Origin of the sequence: Cellulomonas hominis, assembly GCF_014201095.1 — a bacterium.
Taxonomy (GTDB): Bacteria; Actinomycetota; Actinomycetes; order Actinomycetales; family Cellulomonadaceae; genus Cellulomonas; species Cellulomonas hominis.
In genome coordinates, this window is record NZ_JACHDN010000001.1 from 2,366,596 (window position 1) to 2,389,362 (window position 22,767).

20 protein-coding genes, 1 pseudogene and 2 riboswitches are annotated in these 22,767 nt (G+C 75.3%); of the genes and pseudogenes, 8 read left to right on the plus strand and 13 right to left on the minus strand.

Annotation, left to right across the window (positions count from 1 at the left end; genetic code table 11):
* Nucleotides 1–3: 3 nt before the first annotated feature.
* Nucleotides 4–180, minus strand: a pseudogene (locus HNR08_RS11065) (DUF1737 domain-containing protein); the annotation flags it as partial.
* Between the two features lie 6 nt (nucleotides 181–186).
* Nucleotides 187–299, minus strand: a riboswitch (SAM riboswitch).
* A gap of 98 nt (nucleotides 300–397) precedes the next feature.
* Nucleotides 398–514, plus strand: a riboswitch (SAM riboswitch).
* Between the two features lie 49 nt (nucleotides 515–563).
* Between HNR08_RS11065 and HNR08_RS11070 the strand changes: the two are divergent.
* Nucleotides 564–1,940, plus strand: a complete 1,377-nt coding sequence (locus HNR08_RS11070; RefSeq protein ID WP_146832653.1) for an aminotransferase class V-fold PLP-dependent enzyme — start codon at nucleotides 564–566, stop codon at nucleotides 1,938–1,940.
* 103 nt (nucleotides 1,941–2,043) lie between these two features.
* Complete coding sequence (locus tag HNR08_RS11075) at nucleotides 2,044–2,610, plus strand: hypothetical protein (RefSeq protein ID WP_146832651.1); 567 nt, start codon at nucleotides 2,044–2,046, stop codon at nucleotides 2,608–2,610.
* 109 nt (nucleotides 2,611–2,719) lie between these two features.
* Here HNR08_RS11075 and HNR08_RS11080 read toward each other — a convergent pair whose 3' ends face one another.
* The 4 genes from HNR08_RS11080 to HNR08_RS11095 all read right to left on the minus strand — a co-directional run bounded on the left by HNR08_RS11080 (nucleotide 2,720) and on the right by HNR08_RS11095 (nucleotide 7,201).
* Nucleotides 2,720–3,343, minus strand: a complete 624-nt coding sequence (locus tag HNR08_RS11080; RefSeq protein WP_146832648.1) for a pentapeptide repeat-containing protein — start codon at nucleotides 3,341–3,343, stop codon at nucleotides 2,720–2,722.
* Nucleotides 3,344–3,573: 230 nt separating this feature from the next.
* A complete protein-coding gene (locus HNR08_RS11085; protein ID WP_146832645.1) occupies nucleotides 3,574–4,485 on the minus strand; it encodes a MaoC/PaaZ C-terminal domain-containing protein in 912 nt (303 codons plus the stop codon).
* Nucleotides 4,482–5,849, minus strand: coding sequence for a 3-oxoacyl-ACP reductase (locus tag HNR08_RS11090; protein WP_146832642.1), 1,368 nt, complete (start codon nucleotides 5,847–5,849; stop codon nucleotides 4,482–4,484). The genes HNR08_RS11085 and HNR08_RS11090 overlap by 4 nt, the downstream gene beginning before the upstream one ends.
* Entirely contained in the window at nucleotides 5,849–7,201 is a 1,353-nt protein-coding gene (locus tag HNR08_RS11095; protein WP_146832639.1) for an acetyl-CoA C-acetyltransferase, read from the minus strand. Before HNR08_RS11095 ends, HNR08_RS11090 begins: the two co-directional genes overlap by 1 nt.
* A 109-nt stretch (nucleotides 7,202–7,310) precedes the next feature.
* On the opposite strand from HNR08_RS11095, the gene HNR08_RS11100 reads away from it, so the two are divergent.
* The 3 genes from HNR08_RS11100 to HNR08_RS11110 all read left to right on the plus strand — a co-directional run bounded on the left by HNR08_RS11100 (nucleotide 7,311) and on the right by HNR08_RS11110 (nucleotide 10,980).
* Nucleotides 7,311–8,081 (plus strand): TetR/AcrR family transcriptional regulator, encoded by a 771-nt coding sequence (locus HNR08_RS11100; protein ID WP_146832636.1) that lies wholly within the window; start codon nucleotides 7,311–7,313, stop codon nucleotides 8,079–8,081.
* Nucleotides 8,078–10,255, plus strand: coding sequence for an acyl-CoA dehydrogenase family protein (locus HNR08_RS11105; RefSeq protein WP_146832633.1), 2,178 nt, complete (start codon nucleotides 8,078–8,080; stop codon nucleotides 10,253–10,255). The genes HNR08_RS11100 and HNR08_RS11105 overlap by 4 nt, the downstream gene beginning before the upstream one ends.
* Before the next feature lie 209 nt (nucleotides 10,256–10,464).
* Nucleotides 10,465–10,980, plus strand: coding sequence for a hypothetical protein (locus HNR08_RS11110; protein WP_146832630.1), 516 nt, complete (start codon nucleotides 10,465–10,467; stop codon nucleotides 10,978–10,980).
* A 150-nt stretch (nucleotides 10,981–11,130) separates the two neighbouring features.
* On the opposite strand, the gene HNR08_RS11115 is transcribed toward HNR08_RS11110, so the two are convergent.
* The 6 genes from HNR08_RS11115 to HNR08_RS11140 all read right to left on the minus strand — a co-directional run bounded on the left by HNR08_RS11115 (nucleotide 11,131) and on the right by HNR08_RS11140 (nucleotide 17,674).
* Nucleotides 11,131–12,444 (minus strand): D-tagatose-bisphosphate aldolase, class II, non-catalytic subunit, encoded by a 1,314-nt coding sequence (locus tag HNR08_RS11115; protein WP_146832627.1) that lies wholly within the window; start codon nucleotides 12,442–12,444, stop codon nucleotides 11,131–11,133.
* 113 nt (nucleotides 12,445–12,557) lie between these two features.
* Nucleotides 12,558–13,544, minus strand: coding sequence for a carbohydrate kinase family protein (locus HNR08_RS11120; protein ID WP_246802880.1), 987 nt, complete (start codon nucleotides 13,542–13,544; stop codon nucleotides 12,558–12,560).
* Nucleotides 13,545–13,549: 5 nt separating this feature from the next.
* Nucleotides 13,550–14,434 (minus strand): carbohydrate ABC transporter permease, encoded by an 885-nt coding sequence (locus HNR08_RS11125; RefSeq protein WP_146832622.1) that lies wholly within the window; start codon nucleotides 14,432–14,434, stop codon nucleotides 13,550–13,552.
* On the minus strand, nucleotides 14,434–15,417 hold the full coding sequence (locus tag HNR08_RS11130; RefSeq protein ID WP_246802879.1) for a carbohydrate ABC transporter permease: 984 nt from the start codon (nucleotides 15,415–15,417) through the stop codon (nucleotides 14,434–14,436). Before HNR08_RS11130 ends, HNR08_RS11125 begins: the two co-directional genes overlap by 1 nt.
* Nucleotides 15,418–15,419: 2 nt before the next feature.
* Nucleotides 15,420–16,742, minus strand: a complete 1,323-nt coding sequence (locus HNR08_RS11135; RefSeq protein ID WP_146832619.1) for an ABC transporter substrate-binding protein — start codon at nucleotides 16,740–16,742, stop codon at nucleotides 15,420–15,422.
* 47 nt (nucleotides 16,743–16,789) lie between these two features.
* The gene (locus HNR08_RS11140) at nucleotides 16,790–17,674 is read right to left on the minus strand and encodes an SIS domain-containing protein (protein ID WP_146832616.1); all 885 of its coding nucleotides are present in this window, start codon (nucleotides 17,672–17,674) and stop codon (nucleotides 16,790–16,792) included.
* A gap of 145 nt (nucleotides 17,675–17,819) precedes the next feature.
* Here HNR08_RS11140 and HNR08_RS11145 point away from each other — a divergent pair, with 145 nt between their 5' ends.
* Nucleotides 17,820–18,887: an amidohydrolase family protein gene (locus tag HNR08_RS11145; protein WP_146832613.1), complete on the plus strand. Its 1,068-nt coding sequence runs from the start codon at nucleotides 17,820–17,822 to the stop codon at nucleotides 18,885–18,887.
* 145 nt (nucleotides 18,888–19,032) lie between these two features.
* Here the strand turns inward: HNR08_RS11145 and HNR08_RS11150 are convergent, their stop codons facing one another.
* Together HNR08_RS11150 and melA are read right to left on the minus strand one after the other, a co-directional pair.
* Nucleotides 19,033–19,896 carry a class II fructose-bisphosphate aldolase gene (locus HNR08_RS11150; protein ID WP_146832611.1) on the minus strand — a complete coding sequence of 288 codons (864 nt, stop codon included), beginning with the start codon at nucleotides 19,894–19,896 and terminating at the stop codon, nucleotides 19,033–19,035.
* On the minus strand, nucleotides 19,893–21,209 hold the full coding sequence (gene melA / locus HNR08_RS11155) for an alpha-glucosidase/alpha-galactosidase (RefSeq protein ID WP_146832608.1): 1,317 nt from the start codon (nucleotides 21,207–21,209) through the stop codon (nucleotides 19,893–19,895). Before melA ends, HNR08_RS11150 begins: the two co-directional genes overlap by 4 nt.
* 112 nt (nucleotides 21,210–21,321) lie before the next feature.
* On the opposite strand from melA, the gene HNR08_RS11160 reads away from it, so the two are divergent.
* Together HNR08_RS11160 and HNR08_RS11165 are read left to right on the plus strand one after the other, a co-directional pair.
* Nucleotides 21,322–22,122, plus strand: coding sequence for a DeoR/GlpR family DNA-binding transcription regulator (locus HNR08_RS11160; protein ID WP_146832605.1), 801 nt, complete (start codon nucleotides 21,322–21,324; stop codon nucleotides 22,120–22,122).
* A 68-nt stretch (nucleotides 22,123–22,190) separates the two neighbouring features.
* Nucleotides 22,191–22,766: an RBBP9/YdeN family alpha/beta hydrolase gene (locus tag HNR08_RS11165; RefSeq protein ID WP_146832603.1), complete on the plus strand. Its 576-nt coding sequence runs from the start codon at nucleotides 22,191–22,193 to the stop codon at nucleotides 22,764–22,766.
* The last annotated feature ends 1 nt before the right edge of the window (nucleotide 22,767 follow it).

Below are 22,767 nucleotides of genomic sequence, written 5' to 3' on the forward strand. Positions count from 1 at the left end.
CGCCGCCGCGGGCAGCACCAGCGCCTGGGCGACGATCACCCGCTCCCCGTCGAAGGTCGCGGCGGGGCTGCCGTGCAGCTCGTACCCCTCGTCCAGCGCGGCGCTGATCCGCTCGCAGAACGTGCGGTCGTCCGGTCCGGTCAGCAGCCGGTAGCGCAGGCGGTCGTCGGTCGTCGTCATGCCTCTCCTCCATCGAACCTGGCGGAAGCACCCTCGGCCGGACCGGGCTCGTGGGAGCACCGGACCGCGGGTTGCTGCGGCGTCGACGAGCCAGATCTCTCGGCCGCTCTGGATGGTGCGGCGATGCTACGCCATCCGCGGCGGTGCCCTGACCGGGGCGGTCGCAGTGTGGACGACGGTTGACACCCGCGCGGCGCGCCCCGCATCCTCGGGCGTAGGTCATGAGCGCCAGCGCGAAGCCCCGGCTCGCTGGCCGGCAACCCTCCCTCCGCGGCGGGGTGCCCCGGGTGACGACCTGGCCGTCCACCGACCGGTGGCGCGGCAAGCGCGGGGCGACTCGGCCGTGACCGGGTCCCCCACCGAGCACCACCGGGGGTCCTCCCATGTCCGTCAGCACCCAGCCGACCTGCGCCACCGCCCTGCTCCCCGTCGTCGGCGGGGACACGCCCGTCCCGCTCGTGGACGGCCGCGCCGTGCCGTACGCCAACCTCGACTACGCGGCGTCCGCGCCGGCGCTGGAGTCGGTGGCCGCCCGCGTCGTGGAGGTGCTGCCGCTCTACGCGTCGGTGCACCGCGGCGCCGGGTACCTGTCCCAGGTGTCGACCGCGCTGTACGAGGCGTCCCGGGCGGCGGTCGCCCGGTTCGCCGGCGCCCGCGCCGACGACGTCGCTGTCGTCACCCGGAACACCACCGACGCGCTGAACCTGCTCGCCGGGTGCGTCCCCGAGGGCGGGCGGGTGCTCGTCCTCGACATCGAGCACCACGCGAACCTGCTGCCCTGGGTGCGGTCGGTGCGCGGCTCGGGCCGGGTGGCGACGATCCTGCCGGCCGCGCCGACCGTCGCCGAGACCCTGGCCGCGCTGCGCACCGAGCTCGCCCGGCAGCCGTACGCGCTGGTCACGGTGACGGGGGCGTCCAACGTCACCGGGGAGTCCCTGCCGATCACGTCCGTGGTCGCGCTCGCGCAGGAGGGCGGGGCCCGGGTCGCCGTCGACGGCGCGCAGCTGCTGCCGCACCGGGCGTTCTCGCTCGCGGAGTCCGGGGTCGACTACGTCGCGTTCTCCGGGCACAAGACGTACGCGCCGTTCGGGGCGGGCGCGCTGGTCGGCCGCCGCGACTGGCTGGACGAGGGCACGCCGTACCTCGCCGGCGGCGGCGCCGTCCGCGACGTCCGCACGGACCGCACGCTCTGGCAGCCCGCGCCCGCCCGGCACGAGGGCGGGTCGCCGAACGTGCTCGGCGCGGTGGCGCTCGCGGAGGCCTGCGACACCCTGTCGGCGCTCCCCGACGGCGCGCTCGCCGCGCACGAGGCGGCGCTGCGCGACCGGCTGCTCGACGGCCTCGCGACGATCCCGGGCGTGCGGGTGCTCCGGCTGTGGCCGGACTCCGCGGACCCGGTCGGCGTCGTGTCGTTCACGGTCGAGGACCACGACTCCGGCCTGGTCGCCGCGTACCTGTCCGCGGAGCACGGCGTCGGCGTCCGCGACGGCCGGTTCTGCGCGCACCCGCTGCTCGCGCGGGTCGGCGTCACCGGCGGGGCGATCCGCGCGTCCGTGGGCGTGGGCACCACGGCGGGGACCGTCGACCGGCTGCTGGACGGGCTCCGCGCCTACCTCGGCGAAGGGCCGCGCGCGGCGTACGAGGTCGTGGACGGGTGCTGGACCGTCGCGGGGGACACCCGGCCGCGTCCGGCGGTGGCGGGCATCGAGTCGATCGCGGCGACGGCCGCGGCGGCGTGCGGGCCGGCCGTGGAGGACTGACCGCGCGCGGCCCGCCCGAACTCGTCCTGCGGACGACGGCGGGAGGGTCATCCACGGCTGGCAGGCTGGGCGGCGTCGGGATCGTCCAGGTCGTGGGGGGCGCGTGTTCCTCGCGTGGGGTGACGAGTCGGGCTCCGTCCCGTCCCTCGACCCGGGCGCCTTCCTCCTGGCCGCAGCCGTGTGCGCCGTCGGCGACCTCGACGGGCTGCGGGAGCGCATGACCCGGATGCGCCGGCCGTCGGAGAAGAAGATCCACTGGCGGGACGACTCGCGGGTGCGGCACGACGAGGTGACGCGCGAGATCGCCGCCGCGGGAGTGGAGGCGATCGTCGTCGTCCGGGTCGGCTCTCTCGACGAGCGGCCCGAGCGTCGCCGGCGGAAGTGCTTCGAGCGGTTCGCCGCCGAGGTCGAGCGGTCGGGCTGCGGGATCCTGACGATGGAGTCGCGGGGCGCCGGGCTCGACCGGAAGGACCGCGACATGGTCGACGCGATGCGCGCGGCCCGGACCGTGGACGGGACCCTGCGGCTCGAGCACGCACCAGGACCGGCCGAACCGATGCTCTGGATCGCGGACGCGGTGTGCGGGGCGGTCGTCGCGAGCCGGACCGGGGACCCGGCATTCCTCCGGCGTATCGAGCGGGCCGTGCACCTCGTCGAGGTCCGGACATGACGCGAGCCCCGGGCCCTGTCGTCCGGCAGGATCTCCCGAGGCTCACTTCCACGACCACCGCGATGGCGTGGCTCGTCCTCGAGGTTAGCAGGCGGCAGCCTGCTGCGGCTCAGCGCACGGTCACCCCGAGGTGTGCGGCCAGGGCGTCCGCGAGCTCGAGCAGCTGGTGCCGGCTGATGGTCGCGCCCTTCAGGCCGGCCGTCCCGTCGATGCCCGCGAGGTCCGCGCCGCGCAGGTCGACCTCGCGGAGCTGCGCCCGGGTGACGTCCAGCCGCCCGACCCGGCACTCCACGAACGTGACCCGGGCGGCGCGCACCCCGGCGAGGTCCAGGTCCCCGATGGTGCAGCCGGTGAACCGCAGGTCCTGCAGGCGCGAGTCCCGCAGGTTCAGGTAGTCGATCTTGCCGCCCTCGACCGTCACCCGGTCCCAGCTGCCGCCGAACGCCTCGACCGCGCCGAACCGGCAGTCCCGCAGCACCACGTCCCGCCACGACCCGCTGCGGGCGCGGAGCATCCCGGCCCGGCAGTCCGCGAGCGTGGTGTCGACGACGTGGGCGTGGTCGAGGGTCGCGCCGTCCAGGTCGCACGCGCGCAGCAGGCACTCGATGACCCGGGCGCTCTCCGCGTCGGCGCCGGCGAGGTCGAGGGCGTCGAGCAGGAGGCGGTCGTAGTCGCCCTCGGGGTCCAGGGTGCCGGTCCAGCGGTCGAGCGCGTCCTCGCGGGGGGTGGTCATGGGGTCCACCCTCCCACCCCTCGTACCGCGCTCTGCCCCCCGCGTACCGCGCTCTGCTCACCCCGCGCACCGCGCTCTGCCCACCCCGGCCACCGCGCTCTGCCGACTGGGCGCTGCCCGGCGCACGGCAGCGCCGAGACTGCAGGATCCGCGGGTCCTGGGCGCGTTCGCGCAGGCGGATCCTGCAGTCTCGGCGTGGTGCGGGGGTGCGGGGTGCGGGGTGCGGGCGGTCAGGGGAGCGGGCGGACCTGCGAGGTCAGGTGCAGCTTCCCGCGCCTCGCGTCCCAGGCCGTGACCGTCCAGCCGGTCTCGCCGCGCTCCGTCCGGACGGACGGGGACGACGGCAGCAGCACCGGGGCCGCGAACTCGACGTCCCACGCGTACGCCGCCCTGCGCCGGGCGCCGACCGCCGCCAGCGCCCGGGCCGCGGTGTCCATGCCGTGCGCGATCGCCCGGGGGAACCCGAGGGCCTTCGCGGTGAGCGGCGACTGGTGGATCGGGTTGGCGTCCCCGGACACGGCGGCGTACCGGCGGCCGGTGGCGGGCCCGAGCACCCAGCGCCCGGTGGGCACCGGCGGCACGAACGGCGGGCGCGGCTCCTCCTCGGGGGCCGCCCCGGCGGCCCGGGAGCCGACGGTCAGGTACGTGGACACCCCGCGCCACGCGGGCGGGGCGTCGACGGGCGCGCCCGCGGGGCGGGCCTCCGTGACCAGGTCGACCCGGGCGCCCCGGCGGTGCGGCCGCAGGTCCTGCGCCCAGGCCCGGAGGTCCAGCGCGTCCCCGACGCCGAGCGGGCTGCGCTGCACGACCCGGTTGGCCAGGTGCACCATGCCGAGCGCCGGCAGCGGGAAGTCCGGCCGGACCATCAGCGCGACCGCGAGCGGGAACGCCAGCACGTGCACGTACCCGGCGGGCAGCACGTCCGCGGCGGGCTCGCCCACGTGGTGCTGGTAGGCGGTCAGCTGCGCGGGATCCGGGGCGACGCCGTCCAGCCGGTGCTCGACCTCCGGCAGCACCGCCACCCCCCGGGCCGAGGAACGGCCCCGCACGGCCGACGCCCCCGCCCGCGCGTACAGGGCCCCGAGCCGGGGCGCGGCGTCGAGGACGACCTCCCGCCGCGTCCCGGTGGCGAGCGCCGTCACCGGCCCACCATGCTCTGGCCGCAGACCCGGAGCACCTGCCCGACGACGCCCCCCGCCTGCGGGGACGCGAGGAACGCGACGGCCTCCGCGACGTCCACCGGCAGCCCGCCCTGCTGCAGCGACGACAGCCGCCGCGCGACCTGCCGGGTGAGCGCGGGCATCCGGGCGGTCATGTCGGTCTCGATGAAGCCGGGCGCGACGGCGTTCGCGGTGCCGCCGAACGCGGCGAGCAGCGGCGCGGTGGCCCGCACCATGCCGATGACCCCGCCCTTGGACGCGGCGTAGTTGGTCTGCCCGCGGTTGCCGGCGATCCCCGACGTGGACGCGAGCGACACGATCCGCGGCGCGTCCGCGAAGTCGCCCGAGGTCAGCAGGGCCTCGTTGATCCGGAGCTGCGCGGCGATGTTCACCGCGATCACCGACTCCCAGCGGTCGGGCGTCATGTTGGCGAGCAGCTTGTCGCGGGTGATGCCGGCGTTGTGCACCATGACGTCGAGCCGGCCGTGCCGCGCGAGCGCGTGGTCGAGGATGCGGGCGCCGGCGTCGTCGGCGGTGACGTCGAGCTGGAGCGCCGTGCCGTGCACCCGGTTCGCGACGGCGGCCAGGGCCTCGCCGGCGGCCGGGACGTCGACCGCGACGACGGTGGCGCCGTCCCGGGCGAGCGTGGTCGCGATGGCCTCCCCGATGCCGCGGGCCGCGCCGGTGACGACGGCGACCCGGCCGGCGAGCGGCCGCTCCCAGTCGGCGGGCAGCGCGCCGGCGGCGGAGTCGACCGCGAGCAGCTGGCCGTCGACGTAGGCGGACCGGGCCGACAGCAGGAACCGCAGCGCGCCGAGCACGGCCGGGGCGGTGACCGGGACGTCGTCCGCGACCACGACGCCGTTGGCGGTCCCGCCCGCGCGCATCTCCTTGGCCACGGACCGCAGCGCGCCGTCGACGCCCTGCCGGGCCGCGGCGAGCGCGGGCGCCTGGTCGTCGGTCGCCGGGCGGGACACCGTGACCACCCGGCCCTGCGGTGCGAGCGTCTTCAGCACCGGCGCGAGCGCGAGCAGCGGGCCGGCGAGGCCGTCGGGGTGCGTGACCTCGGTGAGCGCCAGGACGACGGCGGCGAACCGGGTGCCCTCCGAGGCGTGCCGCCGGACGTCGAGGTCCCAGCCCTTGTGCTCCGGGGAGGTCCCGGACAGGAACTGCGCGAGCGTGTCGGCGTCCGCGCCGTCGCCGAGCACGAGCACCGGGCCGTCGACCAGCGGGGCGCCCGGGCGGTACCGGTGCAGCCGCGCGGGCCGGGGCAGGCCGAGCTGCTTCGCGATCTTCGCGGTGACGCCGTCGTTGACCAGGTCGAGGTAGCGGTCGGTGGTGGCCATCACGCCGCCTCGAGGACCGCGGCGACGCCGAGCCCGCCGGCGGCGCAGACGGACACCAGGGCCCGGACGGGCCGGTACTCCCCGGCGGCCAGCAGCTCCGCGCGGCGGCGGTGCAGCTGCTTGGCGACGGTGGCGACGATCCGCCCGCCGGTCGCGGCGAACGGGTGCCCGGCGGCGAGCGAGGAGCCGTGCACGTTCAGACGGTCGCGGTCCACGGAGCCGAGCGCGTCGTCCAGGCCGAGGCGGGACAGGCAGAACTCCTTGTCCTCCCATGCGGCGAGGGTGGTCAGCACGGTGGACGCGAACGCCTCGTGGATCTCCACGTAGTCGAGGTCCGCCAGCGTGAGCCCCTGCCGGGCGAGCAGCCGCGGCACTGCGTACACCGGCGCCATCAGCAGCCCGTCCTCGCCGTGCACGAAGTCCACGGCCGCGGTCTCGGCGTCCACGACGGCGGCCAGCGGGGTCAGCCCGCGGGCGCGGGCCCAGTCCTCGGAGGCGAGCAGCACGGCGGACGCCCCGTCGGTGAGCGGGGTCGAGTTGCCGGCCGTCATCGTCGCCGGGGTGTCGAGCCGCGTGCCGAACACGGGCTTGAGCGACCCGAGCTTCTCCAGGGAGGTGTCGGCGCGCAGGTTCTGGTCCCGCACCAGGCCGCGGTACGGCGTGACGAGGTCGTCGAAGAACCCGGACTCGTAGGCCGCGGCGAGGTGCTGGTGGCTGGCGAGCGCGAGCTCGTCCTGCGCCGCCCGGGTGATGCCCCACTGCGCGGTGGTCAGCGCCTGGTGCTCGCCCATGGACAGGCCGGTGCGCGGTTCGTCGGTGCGCGGGGTGGCCGGCTTGAGGTCCCCCGGCCGCAGCGCGGTGGCCGCCTTGAGGCGCTGGGGGACGGACCTCGCGCGGGCCAGGGCGAGCAGCGTGCGGCGCAGGCCCTCGCTGACGGCGATCGGCACGTCCGAGGCGGAGTCGACGCCGCCGGCCACGCCGGACTCGACCTGGCCCAGGCGGATCTTGTTGGCGATCGACACCACGGCCTCGAGCCCGGTGGCGCACGCCTGCTGCAGGTCGTACGCGGGGGTGCGGGCCGACAGCGGGGAGCCGAGGACGGCCTCGCGGGTGAGGTTGAAGTCGCGGCTGTGCTTGAGCACCGCGCCGGCGACGACCTCGCCGAGCACCTCGTCCTGCAGGCCGAACCGGGCGACCAGCCCGTCGAGGGCGGCCGTGAGCATGTCGAGGTTGCTCACCCGGGCGTACGGCCCGCCGGCCCGCGCGAAGGGGATCCGGTTGCCGCCGACGACGACGGCCCGCGGGGGTGCCGGGGGCGTGGTCGTCGGGGTGGAGCTGGGCGTGGCTGCCATCTGGGGGTCCTCCCGCATCGTCGTCGATGTCGTGCTGCCGGCCGTGAGTTTGGGACTTCGGTCCCTTGTGTCATGCCCGAAACTCACAGTACCTGATACCGTCGGTTTCGTGAGCCCCATCACACGGGACCCGTCGACGAGGACGGGGGCGACTCCTGCGGACCGGCGCGACGCCGCCGCCGGACGGCCGGACGCGCGCGCCGACGACGGCCGGTCCACCCGCTGGGAGGACCACCGCGAGGCCCGCCGCGCCGAGCTGGTCCGGGTCGCCCGCCGCGTGGTGCACCACACCGGGCCCGACGTCTCGATGGAGGACATCGCGTCGGCCGCCGGCACGTCGAAGTCGATCGTGTACCGGTACTTCACCGACAAGGACGGCCTCCAGCTCGCGGTCGCGGCGGCCGTCGTCACCGACATCCGCGACGCCCTCGACGCCGCGGCGACCGGGGCCAGCACCCCGCGTGACGCGCTGCGCGGGATGGTCGACACCTACCTCGCGATGATCGAGGGCTCGCCGCACGTCTACGCGTTCGTCACCCGCGGCGGCTCCGTCGGGCCGTTCCTCGACTCCGTCACCGAGCTCGTCGCCGCGCCGTTCGTCCGCGCGCTCGGCGCCCACGGCCCGGCCGACGCCGCGTGGGCGCGGCTGTGGGCGTCCGGCGCCGTCGGCTTCGTGCGCGGCGCGGGGGAGGCCTGGCTCGCGGCGCGCGGCTCCGCGACCACCCCCGACGACCGCGAGGACGTCGCCGCCCGCGTCGCCGCCTGGCTGTGGGCCGGGCCGGTCGGCGTCCTGACCCGCACCGCCCGCGGCACCACCACCAGCACGCCCGACCCGTCCCGCGTCGACGACGACGCACCGACACCAGGGGAGCCTTCATGACCTCACCCCACGCCCTCGCTCGCTCCGCTCCCGAGACCGCGGGGGCCCCGAGGACCACCACCGCGCCCCGGCCCACGGCCGGCCCCGCGACCCGCCCGACCGCCACCGTCCGCCCGTCCGGCGCGGGGCACGCGCGCCACCACCGCGACACCGACCCGCGCGTCGACGTCCCCGCGCTGACCGACGTGCTGCTCGGCCGGTACGCCGACCTGCGCCGCGGCGCCCGCGACCTCGTGGCCGAGCCGCGGTTCCAGAAGGTCGAGGGACTGCCGGCCGCCGAGCACCGCGCCCGGGTGCTGGAGCAGCTCCGGGCGCTCGAGGCCGAGGGCGACGTGCTGCGCGCGTTCCCGTCGGCGCTCGGGGGGGCGGACGACCACGGCGGCTACCTGGCCCGGTTCGAGGAGCTGGTCGTCGCCGACCCGTCGCTGCAGATCAAGGCCGGCGTGCAGTGGGGGCTGTTCGCCTCCGCGATCCTGCACCTCGGCACCGCCGGCCACCACGAGCGGCTGCTGCCCGGCGCGATGTCGGTCGCCGTCCCCGGGGCGTTCGCGATGACCGAGACCGGGCACGGCTCCGACGTCGCGAGCATCGGCACCACGGCGACGTACGACCCGGCGACGGAGGAGTTCGTCGTCCACACGCCGTTCCGCGCGGCGTGGAAGGACTACCTCGGCAACGCGGGGCAGCACGGCACGGCGGCCGTGGTGTTCGCGCAGCTCGTCTCGCAGGGCCCGGCCGACCCCCGCCCGGTGAACCACGGCGTGCACGCGTTCTACGTGCCGATCCGGGACGCGGCGACGGGGGAGTTCCTGCCCGGCGTCGGCGGCGAGGACGACGGCCTCAAGGGCGGGCTGAACGGCATCGACAACGGCCGGCTGTGGTTCGACCACGTCCGGGTGCCGCGCGCCGACCTGCTCGACCGGTACGGCTCGGTCGCGGCGGACGGCACCTACTCCTCGCCGATCGCCAGCCCCGGCCGCCGGTTCTTCACCATGCTGGGCACCCTCGTGCAGGGCCGGGTCTCCCTGGACGGCGCCGCCGTGAACGCCGCCAAGATCGGCCTGGTCATCGCGGTCACCTACGGCAACCAGCGCCGCCAGTTCGCCGGGGCGTCCCCGACGGACGAGGTCGTGCTGCTCGACTACGGCGAGCACCGCCGGCGCCTGCTCCCGCTGCTCGCCGAGACCTACGCGGCGACCTTCGCGCACGAGCACCTGCTCGCCGCGTTCGACGACGTGTTCTCCGGCCGGGACGACACCCCGGACTCCCGCGAGGAGCTCGAGACGCTGGCGGCCGCCCTCAAGCCGACGTCCACCTGGCACGCGCTGCGCACCCTGCAGACGGCGCGCGAGGCGTGCGGCGGCGCGGGCTTCCTCACGGCGAACCGGCTCACCTCGCTGCGCGCCGACCTCGACGTGTACGTGACGTTCGAGGGCGACAACACCGTGCTCTACCAGCTCGTCGGCAAGCGGCTGCTCGCCCGGTACGGCCAGCAGATCGGCGGGGACCCGGCGGTCATCGCCCGCCTGGTCGCCGGGAGGGCCGCCGACGCCGCGCTGCACCGGATGCCGCTGGCCCGCGCCGCGCAGACCCTGGTGGACGCCGGCGACGCCCGCCGCTCCGCGGGCCAGCTCCGGGACCCGCACACCCAGCGCGACCTGCTGGCGGACCGGGTTGCGGCGATGGTCGCCGAGCTCGCGCAGGCCCTGCGCCCCGCCCGCCGGGCGGCCCCCGAGGTCGCCGCGCAGCTGTTCGACGCGCACCAGCACGAGCTCGTCGAGGCCGCCCGGGCGCACGCCGAGCTGCTGCAGTGGGAGGCGTTCACCCGCGCGCTCGACACCGTCGCCGACGCCGGGACCCGCCAGGTGCTCACGTGGCTGCGCGACCTGTTCGGGCTCACCGTGATCGAGCGGAACCTCGCCTGGTACCTCGTGAACGGGCGGCTGTCCGCCGGCCGGGCGCGCACGGTGACGTCGTACATCGAGCGGCTGCTGCTCCGGCTGCGCCCGCACGCGCAGGACCTCGTGGACGCCTTCGGGTACGGGCCGGAGCACGTGCGGGCCGAGATCGCGTCCGGCGCGGAGGCCGCCCGGCAGGACGAGGCGCGGGAGGCCCAGCGCGCCGCGCGCGCGTCGGGGACGGACCCGGTCCCGGAGCCCAAGCCGGCCCGCTGACCGGACGCGGTGTCGGCGGCCGAGCGCTTTGCGTAGAAAGCGACAAATGCGTTGTTGGCATCGTTCGCGCGAGAGGGAAAGCGTTGTTCTTCAGGTCGAACTGCGATAGCGTGCGTGCCGCACCCGGATTTCGTTCAGAAGGCTGCTCGGGTATTCGTCTCAGCGGGCGCCATGCGGGTGCTCGACCGATCTCATCAGCAGGGGAACCCATGTCTGTCATCCATCGCGCGGGCATCGCGCTGCTCGCTGCCGCGCTGACCGTGACGCCGTCCGCGGCGCTGGCGTCCGATGTCGACGGCGAGCACGTCGTCATCGACGGCGTGCAGGTCGACGCCGACCTTCCCGTCCGGAGCGCCGCCGAGCTCGCTGCGCTGCTCGAGGGCTCATCCGAGTCGCTGGTCGTCGAGATCGACGCACGGACCGGTGCGGTTCTCACGGTCGAGGCCGACTCCCGGGCGCAGGGGCGGATCACGGCGACCAATGTGTGCAGCACCGGAAACGTGTGCCTTTACGCTCCTCGCGTTCCCTATGCCAACCACGGCTTCTCCGGGACGGGCACCAAGACGGGATCGTGGTCGCCGAAGAGCACGTACAACACCGGTAGCTGGACGGCGACGCTCAAGTGGCAGTACGGCGGAAAGACGGTCACGGGCCCCAAGCTGGGACCGGGCCGCACGGGCGCCATCGGTGCCGAAGTCACCGTGACGTCTGTTCAGATCCACTGACCCTGGCCGACTTCGGTCCCCGACGTCCTCCGTTGCCGGGCGGCCGCCGCTGAGTGGACACGACACGCCCGGCGTGTCGTGTCCGAACGCTCCACTCAGTCGCTCAGTCCACTCCGTCGCGGCCCGCGCCTCCGGTCGAGGCCCAGGGCGTCAGGCCGACGGGACCAGGGTCGGGAAGCACGCCGCCGCGTACGGCCGGAGCGCGTCCCGGACCTTGTCCACCACGAGCTCGCGCGGCTCCGCCGACAGGGCACCCGCGCGGACGCGCGCGTACTGCTCCGGCAGGTGCTGGCTGAGGAGCGTCTCCGGGATCCCCGTCCGGGCCAGGTTCCCGAGCAGGGTCTCGACGGCGGCCTCCACCTCGGGGTCCGGCCAGTAGTACCGGACGCGGTCGCTGTAGGAGTACCGCCGGGCGACGCGCTGCTCGGCGGGGTCGCCGTCGTGGTAGCCCTGCCAGTACCGCGGCTGCGCGACCATGCGGGCATCGAGGACGTCGAGCAGGTGCGACCGTGCGTCGTCCGGGACGAGCTCGGTCTCGATCTCGGCCAGGGCGAACAGCGCCTCGCGCAGCGCGAACGTCAGGCCGGGCCCGACCTTGAGCACCGCCCAGTGGTCCCGCACGAGGGCGGTCAACCGCTCGGTGGTCTGGTAGTCGGTGGAGTGGGCCTCGAACACCATGCCGGGCTCGTCGGCCAGCACCTCGCGGAGCGCGACGGTGGCCTCGGAGCGGTAGTCGACGACCTGGACGTGGTCGAACTCGACGGCGGGCTGCACGACGAGCGCGCGCACCCGCGGCCAGGCGTCCAGCATCCCGACCGCCCCGAGCGCCGCCCGGTGCGCCGCGATCGTCGCCCGCGCCGCCTCGGGGCTGGTGGGGGTGAGGGCGTGCAGGGTCTCGTGCGCCCCGCCCGGCACGGGCACCTCGGTGCCGATGACGTAGGACAGCCGGTCCGGCGTGCCGGTGCGCGCGGCGGTGCGCTCGGCCACGGCCAGCAGCCGCGCCGCCCGCTGCGCCACGGCGGCGTCGCCGAGCGGGGTCGGGTCGTCGGCGCAGGACATCGAGCAGTCCAGGTGGATCTTCGTGTACCCGGCGGCGACGTAGGCCTCGATGACGCCCTCCGCGAGGTCCATCGCCTCGTCGGCGGGCCGGTCCTGCCACCGGTTCGGGCCGAGGTGGTCACCGCCGAGCACGAGGCGCTCGCGGGGCAGGCCGAGCCGGTCGGTGATGCCGTGCACCAGGTCCCGGAAGTCCGCGGGCGTCATGCCGGTGTAGCCGCCGAACTGGTCGACCTGGTTGGACGTGGCTTCGACCAGGAGCCAGGAGCCGTCGGCGAGGGCCTGACGCACGGCGGCCTCGAGGACGAGCGGGTGGGCCGAGCACACCGAGTAGATGCCCTCGGGGGAGCCGGCGCGGTGCCGGGTGACGAGGGCGCTGAGCTGATCGGGTGCGGGCTGATCGGTCATCGGGGGTCTCCGTTCGTTCGGCGGCGCGCGCGGGCGCGCGACGGTGCCCGCCCGCGGCGGGGCGTTGCTGGCGGTGTGGGGTTCGGTGAGGGGGAGGCGGGGTGCGCCGGGCGTCAAGCGGTGGACGCCGCCGGCGCGGGGACGTGCGGCACGCCGGCCGCGTCGAGGTCGGCGAGCGTGGCCTGCCGGCCGGTGCCGCCGGAGCCGAGGGTGGACAGCGACCCCGCGGCGGTCGCCCAGCGCAGGCGGGTCGGCTCGTCGGCGACGCCGTGCGCGAGCGCCGCGAGGTACCCGGCGTCGAAGCTGTCGCCGGCGCCGGTGGTGTCGACCACGTCGACGCGCAGACCGGGGGCGCGGGTGACGGTGCCGGCGGCGTCGACGGACCAGCCGCCGTCCGCCCCGGCCTTGACCACGACCCGCGGGCCGAGCCGGGCCAGCCCGGTGCCGAGCTCCAGGTCGTCGGCGCCCGCGATCCCCGCCGCCGCGGCGAGGGCCCGGAGCTCGCTGGCGTTCGGCAGCAGCACGTCGACGAGCGGCAGCGCGTCCGCCACGCCCGCCCAGCGCTCGGCCGGGTCCCAGTTGGTGTCGAGGCTGGTCGTGACGCCCCGGGTCCGCGCCGCGGCGAGCAGGTCCGGCAGGCCGGCGGCCAGGGCCGGCTGCAGGAAGTAGGACGCGACGTGCAGGTGCGCGGCGCCGGTGGCGGCCAGCGCCGCGAGGACGGCGGCCGGCTCCAGGGTCGGGATCGTCCCGGGCACCGTGAGGATCGCGCGGTCGTCCGGCGTCGACAGGATCACCGACATGCCGGTCGGCACGGCCCGGTCGACGACGACGTGCGCGACCGACACCCCGGCGTCGCCGAGCGCGCCCGTGGTGAACCGGCCGAACGTGTCGTCGCCGACCCGGGCCACCAGTGAGGTCGGCACGCCGAGCCGGGCGATGCCGCACGCGGCGATCGACGCGCTGCCGCCGAGGACGAGGTCCCCGCGGTCGAGGAGCTGCTCGGCCTGGCCGAAGCGCGGGACGACGTCGCCGGTCAGCACGAGGTCGACGTTGGCGTCCCCGGCGACGAGGACGGGGCGGGCGGCGGGAGCGGCGGACAAGGCGGTCATCCCTTCAGGCCGGAGAACGTCATGGTCGCGATGAACTGCTTCTGCGCGACGACGAAGAACACGATGAGCGGCAGGGTCGCGATGACGTTCCCCGCCATGAGCAGGGACCAGTCGGTGCGCCGGGCGCCCTGGAAGTTGGTGATGCCGAGCTGCAGCGTGAAGTTCGCGCTGTCGTTGATCGCGATGAGCGGCCACACCAGGTCGTTCCACGAGCTGAGCAGCGTGAAGATCGCCAGGGTCGCCATCGCCGGCTTCGCGAGCGGCAGCACGATCCGCCAGAACACCGCGAACCGGCCGCATCCGTCGAGCACCGCGGCCTCCTCCAGCTCCGCCGGCAGCGACAGGAAGAACTGCCGCATGAGGAAGATGCCGAACGCGGACGCCAGCCACGGGACGATCGCAGCGCCGAGGGTGTCGATCAGGCCGACGCGGGAGAACATCACGTAGGTCGGCACCATGAGCAGCTGCGTCGGGATCATGATCGTCGCGACGACCGCGAAGAACCCGAACGTCCGGCCGGGGAACTTCAGCCGCGCGAACCCGTACCCGGCGAGCGAGCAGAGCACGAGGTGCGCGACCACGCCGATGCCCGACACGATCAGCGTGTTCAGCGTCCAGCGCCCGATGTCCGACTCCTGGAACAGCCGGGCGAAGCCGTCGAGGGTGAGGTGCGCCGGGAAGAACCGCGGCGGGTACTTGTTCATCTCGGCCCGCGGGGTGAGCGCGGTGAGGAACATCTGCACGAACGGCAGCGCGAACAGCAGCGCGACGGGGGCGAGCAGCAGGTGCCACAGCCAGGACCGGCCGGTGCGGCGCGGCGGGGCGGCCGGCGTCGACGCGCCCGGGGCCGGCGTCACGCGGGACAGGGTCTCCACGGCCATCAGAAGGCCTCCGTGTTCGAGCGGCGGGACAGCAGGAGCACCCCGCCGGTGATGAGCAGCGTGACCGCGAACAACGCGTACGCGACGGCCGACGCGTAGCCGAACTCGAAGCCCTTGAACGCCTTGTCCCAGAGGTAGTAGACGATCGTCTCGGTCGCGTTCAGCGGGCCGCCGCGGGTGGTCGTGTACACGAGGTCGAACAGCTGGATCGCCCCGATGGTCTGCCAGATCGTCACGAAAACCGTCACCGGCGCGAGCTGCGGGAACGTCACGTGCCAGAACGCCTGCCACCGGTTGGCGCCGTCGATCCGGGCGGCCTCGACGAGCTCGGCGGGGATGTCCTGGAGCGCCGCCAGGTAGATGACGGTGGTGAACGCCGCCTGGCCCCACAGGGACATGATCGTGATGACGACCATCGCCTGGCTCGGGTCCTCCAGCCACGCCTGCTGCGGCAGGTGCAGCGCGCGCAGCACCGTGTTGGCGAGCCCGAACTGCGGGTTGAACAGGTAGGTCGTGAGGATGCCGGTGGCGGCGGCCGACGCGACGAACGGCAGGAAGATCGCCGTCCGGTAGAAGCCGATGAGGAACAGCCGGCGGTTCAGCAGCACCGCGAGCCCGACGCCGAGCAGCACCGAGGCCGGCACGAACAGCACCGTGTAGAGCAGCGTGTGCGTCACGGCCTGGCCGAGCTCGGCGTCCGTGATGAGCCGGGCGTAGTTCGCGAACCCGACGTTCTCCGGCGTGCTGAACCCGTTCCACTCCTGGAGCGACAGGATGAACGCCCAGACCGCGGGGAAGATCGACAGGCCGAGCACGATCACCACGGCGGGGGCGACGAACCCCCAGCCGGTGAGCGCGTCCCGGAGCCGGCGCCGCGGGGCGGGCGGCCGGTCGCCGGCCACGCGGGCCGGGGCGTGCGCGCGGGGCAGCAGGGCCCCGCGGCGCGTCCCGGCCCCGCGGGCGGGGGCGGTGGTCCCGGACACCCTCAGTCCCCCAGGCGCTGGTCGGCCTGGGCGGCGGCGTCCTCCAGCGCGGTGGCCGGGTCGCCCTGGCCCTGCAGCACCTGCGAGATCGCGGACGCGATGGCCTCGGAGACGGCGACGTAGCCGGTGACGGTCGGCCGCGCGTGCTTCGTGTTCTCGGCGTTCGCCGCCATGACGTCGAGGCCGGGCATGAGGGCGACCTGCTCCTGGAACTCGGGGGAGTCGATCTCGGAGGCCCGCAGCGGGAGGTTGCCGTACGCGACGTTCCACCGGACGTCCTGCTCGGGGGCGGTCAGCCACTTCGTGAACTCGTAGGACCAGTACGCGCGGTTCGCGTCCTGGTGGTCGAACAGCACCCACAGGTCCGGCCCGGAGACCGTCTCGTGGTTGCCGTCGGTGCCGGGCAGCGTCGCGACGCCATACCCCGTGCCGGCCTCCTGCAGCGTGTACAGCGCCCAGGGGCCCGAGGTGACCATGCCGATCCGGTCGCTCGCGAACAGGTCGAGCGCCTTGGTGTCCGTCTGGTCCAGGTAGACCGACTTGTCCTCGACGGCCATGTCGCGCAGGAACGTCAGCGCGTCGACGCCCGCGTCGGACGCGAACGCGGCGGACGACTCGTCCTCCGAGAGCACCTCGCCGCCCCGCTGCCACAGGTGCGGCCAGAACTGCCAGGTCGTCTCCTCGCTGCCGGAGACCGAGTAGCCGTAGCCGTAGGTGTTCGTGTCCGGGTCGGTCAGCGCGGCGGCCGCCTCCCGGAAGTCGTCCCAGGTCCACGTCTCGTCGGGGTAGTCGAGCCCGGCGGCGTCGAACACGGTCGTGTTGTAGATCAGCGAGAGGTTGTCCACCACGGCGGGGAAGCCGATGGTCGCCCCGCCGCCGGGCTGCGCGGTGGCCCGCCCGGCCGCGGGCAGCGACTCCCAGTCCACCTCGGGGTCGGCGACCTGGTCGGTGATGTCCTGCGTCCGCTCGGACCGGGCGAGCTCCGAGGCCCACGACCCGAACGCGTACGAGATGTCGGGGTAGGTGTTCCCGGCGAAGCCCGCGGTGAGCTTGCGCAGCAGCTCCTCGGTGGACGGCGCGCCGGACGACACGTCGATGGTGACGTTCGGGTGCTCGGACTCGAAGTCGGCGGCGAGGCCCTCGAGGATCGTCTGGGCCTGGTCGGCCTGGCCGGTCCACCACGTGATCGTGGTGTCGGCCTCCGGGTCGAGGGTGGCGGACGCGGCGGGGCTGCCGCTGCCGCAGGCCGCGAGGGCCAGGGTGGCGGCGGCCACGGCCGCGGTCGCGGCGAGCGGTCGGGTGCGGGGACGGTCGAGGGCGGACAACGGTGTTCTCCTCTGATCGGGCGGCTGACGGGGACGGGCCCCGGCGGTCAGGACAGGACGACGGAGCGGGTGAGGTGGCGGGGGGTGTCCGGGTTCAGCCCGCGGAGCTCGGCGAGGGCCACGGCGAACCGCTGGGCCTGGACGAGCTGCACGAGCGGGTCGTGGTCGGTGGCCTGGACGACCGCGCCGGTGCGGGCGACGTCGGCGACCAGCGACGGGTCGACGGCGCCGAGCACGGTGACCAGGGTGCCCTCGTGGGCGACAGCGATCGGGCCGTGCCGGTAGTCGAGCGCGGGGTAGGCCTCGGACCAGGCCTGCGCGGCCTCGCGGACCTTGAGCGCCGCCTCCTGGGCGAGGCCGTGGGTCCAGCCGTGGCCGAGGTACACGACGTGGTCCAGGCCCTCGGGGCCGACCGGCAGCGGCTCGGCGAGCGCGGCGCGGGCGGCGTCGGGCAGCCCGGCGACGTCCTCACCGAACGCGGCCCGGGCGAGCGCCAGGACCGTGGTGGGGAACCGCGTCTGGACGACGGAGCGCTCGTCCGCCCAGTCCAGCAGCAGCACCTCGTCGACCGCCCGGGCGATCGGCGAGTCGGCGACGCCGGTGATCGCGACCGTCGTGGTGCCGGGCTCGATCAGCGCCAGCGCCGCCGAGACCTCGGTGGTGGTGCCCGAGCGGCTGATGACGACGACCCGGTCGTACGGGCGGCCCGGCTGCCACTCGGAGGCGTAGGCCGCGTCGGTCACGCCGAGGCCCGCCCGCTCCCGCAGCACCGCGACCGACTCGGCGACGAAGGCGCTGGTCCCGCAGCCGAGGACCAGGACGGACTCGCCCGGGTGACCCAGGGCGGACCCCAGCGCGGGGGCCTCGGCGATCGCGCGGGCCCAGAGGTCCGGCTGGCTCGCGATCTCGCGTGCGGTGATCGAGGTGCTCACTGGCAGTGCTCACTTTCCGTTTCTAGCCGACGAATGACTGCGTCGGGTCGGTGTGGACGCCATACTGCTCACTTGAGCGAGCCTGTGGCTATCAAAGTGCATGAAGCGCTCACTCTGGCTGATCGAACCCCCGATGGAGTGACCGATGACCGACCTCCCCGGCACGCCCGCCGACCTGCGCCTCGCCGACTGGCACCCGCGCAGCACGCTCGTCGCCCGCCGCACCGACGTCCCGCGCAGCGCCGTGCCCTGCATCGACGCGCACAACCACCTCGGCCGCTGGCTCACCGGCCCCGGCTGGACCGCCCCCGACGTCGGCGCCCTGCTCGACCTCATGGACGCCCACGGGGTCGAGACGATCGTCAACCTCGACGGCATGCACGGCGCCGAGCTCGAGGCGAACCTCGACCGGTACGACCGCCCGCACCCGTCGCGGTTCCGCACGTTCTGCCAGCTCGACTGGGACCTGCTGGCCGCCGACGACGGCGAGCGGATGCTGGCCGACCAGCTCCGGGACTGCGCGGCCCGCGGCGCGAAGGGCGTCAAGGTGTGGAAGACCGTCGGGCTGAAGGTCCGCGACGCCTCGGGTGCGCTCGTGCTGCCCGACGACCCGCGCGTCGTGCGGACCCTGGCGCTCGCGGGCGAGCTCGGCCTGCCCGTGCTCATCCACGTGGCCGACCCGGTCGCGTTCTTCCAGCCGCTCGACGCGCACAACGAGCGGGTCGACGAGCTCCTCGCGTTCCCGGACTGGTCGTTCGCCGACAGCACGCGGTTCCCGACGTTCGACCGGCTGCTCACGGCGCTGGAGACGCTCGTGCTCGCCACCCCCGGCACCACGTACATCGGCGCCCACGTGGGCTGCGTCGCCGAGGACCTGGACCGCGTCGAGCGGCTGCTCGCGGCCGCGCCGAACTGGAACGTCGACATCGCGGGCCGGATGGCCGAGCTCGGCCGGCAGCCCCGGCGCACCCGGGAGCTCATCGAGCGGTTCGGGGACCGCGTGCTGTTCGGCACCGACGCGTTCCCGCTGTCGGGGGAGGCGCTGACCACGCACTTCCGGTTCCTGGAGACCGACGACGAGGCGTTCGAGTACGCCCCCGGCGAGCCGGTCCCGCCCCAGGGCCGCTGGACGGTCTCGGGCCTGCACCTGTCCCCGGAGCAGCTGGAGGCGCTGTACGCGGGCAACGCCCGCCGGGTCCTCGGCCTGGCCTGACCGACGCCGCCCGCCCGCCCGCCCGGCCGGCCCGGCGGCCCGTCCGCCGAGGTCGACGGTTCCGCCCGAGGTCGTCGGTTGCGCCCCCTGTCCCACGGGCGCAACCGACGACCTCGCGCATCGGTGCCCGCGCCGCGGGGGCGCGTCAGGCCGCGCAGGCGTCCGGGAGCACCGCGCGGGCCGTCGCCGCGACGACCTCCGCGACCGCCTCGCGGCCGCGCGCCAGGTACGTGCGCGGGTCCGTCAGCGCCCCGTCCCCGCCGAGGGCCGTGCGGACCTGCGCCGTGAGCGCCACGTTGAGCGCCGTCCCCACGTTGACCTTCCGGATCCCGGCCGCCACGGCCGCGCGCAGCGTCGCCGCCGGCACCCCGGAGGACCCGTGCAGCACGAGCGGCACGGGCACCGCCGCGGCCAGCCGCCCGACCAGGCCGAGGTCGAGCCGCGCGGTCGCGGACGTCATCGCGTGCGCTGACCCCACGGCCACGGCCAGGCCGTCCACGCCGGTGGCGGCGACGAACGCGCGGGCCTCGTCCGGGTCGGTCCGCACGCCGGGGGTGTGCGCGCCGCCCTTGCCGCCGATCGCGCCGAGCTCCGCCTCGACCCACAGGCCGGCGCCGTGCGCCACGCGGGCCAGGGCGGCGGTGGTCGCGACGTTCGCGGCGTCGTCGAGCTCGGAGGCGTCGACCATCACCGAGGTCACCCCGAGCCCGGCCGCGGCCGCCACGCCCGCGCGCACCAGCGCCTCGTCGCGCAGGTGGTCCAGGTGGATCCCGACGGGCACCGCCGCCGCGGCGGCCACCTCCCGGCAGGCCGCGAGCAGCGGGCCCATCCGGTCGGCGTGGTACCGCACGGCGTTCTCGGAGACCTGCAGCAACCCGGGCACGCCCGCGCGCTCCAGCCCGTCGGCCACGCCCTCCGCGTGCTCGAGCGTGATGACGTTGAACGCCAGCACGGCCGACCCGGTCCGGACCGCCTCCGCGACCAGGAAGCGGGTGTGCACCGCGCTCACAGCGACGAGGCGGGCACCGCCACGCGCAGCGGCTCGGGCAGCAGGTCGCCGTGCGCCGCGGTGAGCTCGTCGCACAGGTCCCAGATCCGGTCCGGGGTGAGCGACGAGCTCGCGTTGCCGTCCACCAGCACGGCCTGGCGGACGAGCCGCGGGTCGCCGGTGCGTGCCGCCTCGATGGTCAGCTCGGCCACCGACAGGTAGGTGCGGTTCAGCGCGGCGCACTGCGGGGGCAGGGCGCCCATCGGCACCGGCCGCACGCCCGCGGCGTCGACCAGCGCGGGCACCTCGACGGCCGCCCCGGCGGGCAGGTTGTCGATCAGGCCGGCGTTCGGCACGTTGACGTGGATCTCCCGCGGCTTGCCGGTCACGACCGAGTGGATGATCTGCGGGGCGTACTCCGACGCCCCGCCCTCGAGCGGCAGGTCGGCGCCGGCGGCCAGCAGCGCGCGGGCCTGCTCGAACTCTGCGACGTTGTCCCGGCTGATCCCGATGTACTGCAGCGGCTCGATCCGGAACCGCTCGACCTGCGCGTCCGACCGCAGGAACCACGGCAGGTACTCCGAGGAGTGCTCGCTGGTCTCGGTCGGGTAGTAGCCGATGCGGCGGAAGATCTCGACCCGCACCCGGCGCTCGAGCTCCGGGTCGGCGGCGATGCGGTCGCGCAGCCGCGGGTAGAGGTCCTGGCCGTCGGCGGTCCAGTCGAGCAGCCACGCCTGGTGGTTCACGCCGGCGGCGCGGTAGCGGGTGTCCGCCACGTCGAGGCCGACGAGCTCCGCCAGGTCGTGCGCGGTCCAGTACACGGAGTGGCACAGCCCGTAGGTGCGGATGTCCGGCGCGACCACGGAGGCCCACCAGACGTTCATCGCCATCGGGTTGGTGTAGTTGAGCAGCAGCGCGTCCGGGCAGACCTCGCGCATGTCGCGCAGGATCGCCTCCAGCACCGGGAACGTGCGCAGGGCGCGGAACACCCCGCCGACGCCGGTGGTGTCGCCGATGGTCTGGCGCAGGCCGTAGCGCGCGGGGACCTCGAGGTCGGTGATCGTCGCGTCGATGCCGCCGACCTGGATCATGTTGACGACGAAGTCCGCCCCGGCGAGCGCGGCCCGGCGGTCCAGGGTCGCGGTGACCGTGGCCGGCGTCCCGAGCTGCTCGACCAGCCGGCGTCCGGTGCCCTCCGCCACGGCGAGCCGCTCGGCGTCGATGTCGTGCAGCGCGAGCTCGATCCCCGCGAGGTCGGGGAAGCCCAGCAGGTCGGCGATGAGCTGGCGGGTGAACACGACGCTGCCGGCGCCGACGAAGGCGATCTTGGTCATGCCGTCGATGCTGGCCGAGGTGATCGTTCCGTGCAAGAATCATCGCACAGTCTGGCGAAAATGCGCAGTCCAAGTGATCGAGCCGGGACGACCGGCGAGCAGGGGAGGACCGATGACCGCGTCCGGCGACGACCTGGCCACGTCGCGCAAGCGCTCCGAGCGGATGCTCGCGGTGCTCGCGTTGCTGGAGCCGGGCGAGACGGTGCCGCTGGCGCAGCTGACCGCGGAGCTGGGCGTGTCGCCCGCGACCGTCCGCCGCGACCTCGCCGACCTGGAGGAGCAGGGGCTGCTGGTCCGCACGCACGGCGGCGCCCGCGCGGCCGAGAAGCGCGACGAGGTGCCGGTCCGGCTGCGCGACACCCGGTTCCGCGAGGCGAAGCAGGCCATCGCGCGCCGGGTCGCCACCCTCGTGCCGACCGGCCCGTACAGCGTGGCGCTCTCGGGCGGCACCACGACGGCCGAGGTCGCCAAGGTGCTCGCCACCCGCCCGGACCTCGCGATCGTCACGAACGCGCTCACCACCGCGGTCCAGCTCGTGTCCCGCCCGAACCTCAAGGTGATCATCACCGGCGGGGTCCTGCGGTCCTCGTCCTACGAGGCGGTCGGCGTCATCGCGGAGAACACGTTCAACGCCATCAACGTCGGCACGGCGGTGCTCGGCACCGACGGCATCAGCGCGGCCGGCGGCGCCACCACGCACGACGAGACCGAGGCGCGCACGAACCACGCGATGGTCGCGCACGCCCAGCGGGTGGTCGTGGCCGCCGACGGGTCCAAGGTCGGGCGGGTGACGCTGGCGAAGATGGCCGACCTCGGCGAGGTGCACGTGCTGGTCACCGACTCCACCGCCGACCCCGACGAGCTCGAGCGCATCCGGGCGGCCGGCGTCGAGGTGGTCGTCGTCCCGGTGTAGCCCGCCACACGCGCTCGACCCGTGGGACGCCCGCGCCGCGCGGGGCCGGGCGGGTCCAGCATCGGCGGGTGACCACACCCCGCGTCGTCGTGCTGCACGGCTACCAGGCCGCCCCGGACGCCCACTGGTTCGGCTGGCTGGCCGCGGACCTCGCCCGGGACGGGGTCGGCGTGCACGTCCCCGCCCTGCCCGACCCGCACGCCCCCGACCCGGACGCCTGGGTCGCCGCCGCGCGCGCCGCGATCGGCACGCCGGACGAGGGGACCGTGGTGGTCGGGCACAGCCTCGGCTGCGTCACCGCCCTGCACGCCCTGTCCGCGACCCCCGGGGAGTGGCGGCTCGGCGGGCTGGTGCTCGCGTCCGGGTTCGACGCGCCGCCGCCGGCCGTCCCGGAGGTCGCCGCGTTCACCGCCGCGCCCCCGGACCGCGCCCGCCTCGTCGCGGCGACCCCGGCCCGCCACGTGATCGGCTCCGACGACGACCCGATCGTGGACCCGGCGCTCACCCGTGCGCTCGCGGCGCGCCTGGACGCGACGTACGACGTCGTCCCGGGCGGCGGGCACCTGCTCGGGCGTGAGGGCTTCACCACCCTCCCGGTCCTCCGCGACCGCGTCCGCGCGGCTCTGGGCCTCCCCGCACGCTGAC

What these genes read in the sequence shown, in the direction of transcription:
- HNR08_RS11070 (WP_146832653.1), top strand. Translation starts at nt 564, where the DNA reads ATGTCCGTCAGCACCCAGCCGACCTGCGCCACCGCCCTGCTCCCCGTC.
- HNR08_RS11080 (WP_146832648.1), bottom strand. Translation starts at nt 3,343, where the DNA reads ATGACCACCCCCCGCGAGGACGCGCTCGACCGCTGGACCGGCACCCTG.
- HNR08_RS11090 (WP_146832642.1), bottom strand. Translation starts at nt 5,849, where the DNA reads ATGGCCACCACCGACCGCTACCTCGACCTGGTCAACGACGGCGTCACC.
- HNR08_RS11095 (WP_146832639.1), bottom strand. Translation starts at nt 7,201, where the DNA reads ATGGCAGCCACGCCCAGCTCCACCCCGACGACCACGCCCCCGGCACCC.
- HNR08_RS11105 (WP_146832633.1), top strand. Translation starts at nt 8,078, where the DNA reads ATGACCTCACCCCACGCCCTCGCTCGCTCCGCTCCCGAGACCGCGGGG.
- HNR08_RS11110 (WP_146832630.1), top strand. Translation starts at nt 10,465, where the DNA reads ATGTCTGTCATCCATCGCGCGGGCATCGCGCTGCTCGCTGCCGCGCTG.
- HNR08_RS11115 (WP_146832627.1), bottom strand. Translation starts at nt 12,444, where the DNA reads ATGACCGATCAGCCCGCACCCGATCAGCTCAGCGCCCTCGTCACCCGG.
- HNR08_RS11125 (WP_146832622.1), bottom strand. Translation starts at nt 14,434, where the DNA reads ATGGCCGTGGAGACCCTGTCCCGCGTGACGCCGGCCCCGGGCGCGTCG.
- HNR08_RS11145 (WP_146832613.1), top strand. Translation starts at nt 17,820, where the DNA reads ATGACCGACCTCCCCGGCACGCCCGCCGACCTGCGCCTCGCCGACTGG.
- melA (WP_146832608.1), bottom strand. Translation starts at nt 21,209, where the DNA reads ATGACCAAGATCGCCTTCGTCGGCGCCGGCAGCGTCGTGTTCACCCGC.
- HNR08_RS11160 (WP_146832605.1), top strand. Translation starts at nt 21,322, where the DNA reads ATGACCGCGTCCGGCGACGACCTGGCCACGTCGCGCAAGCGCTCCGAG.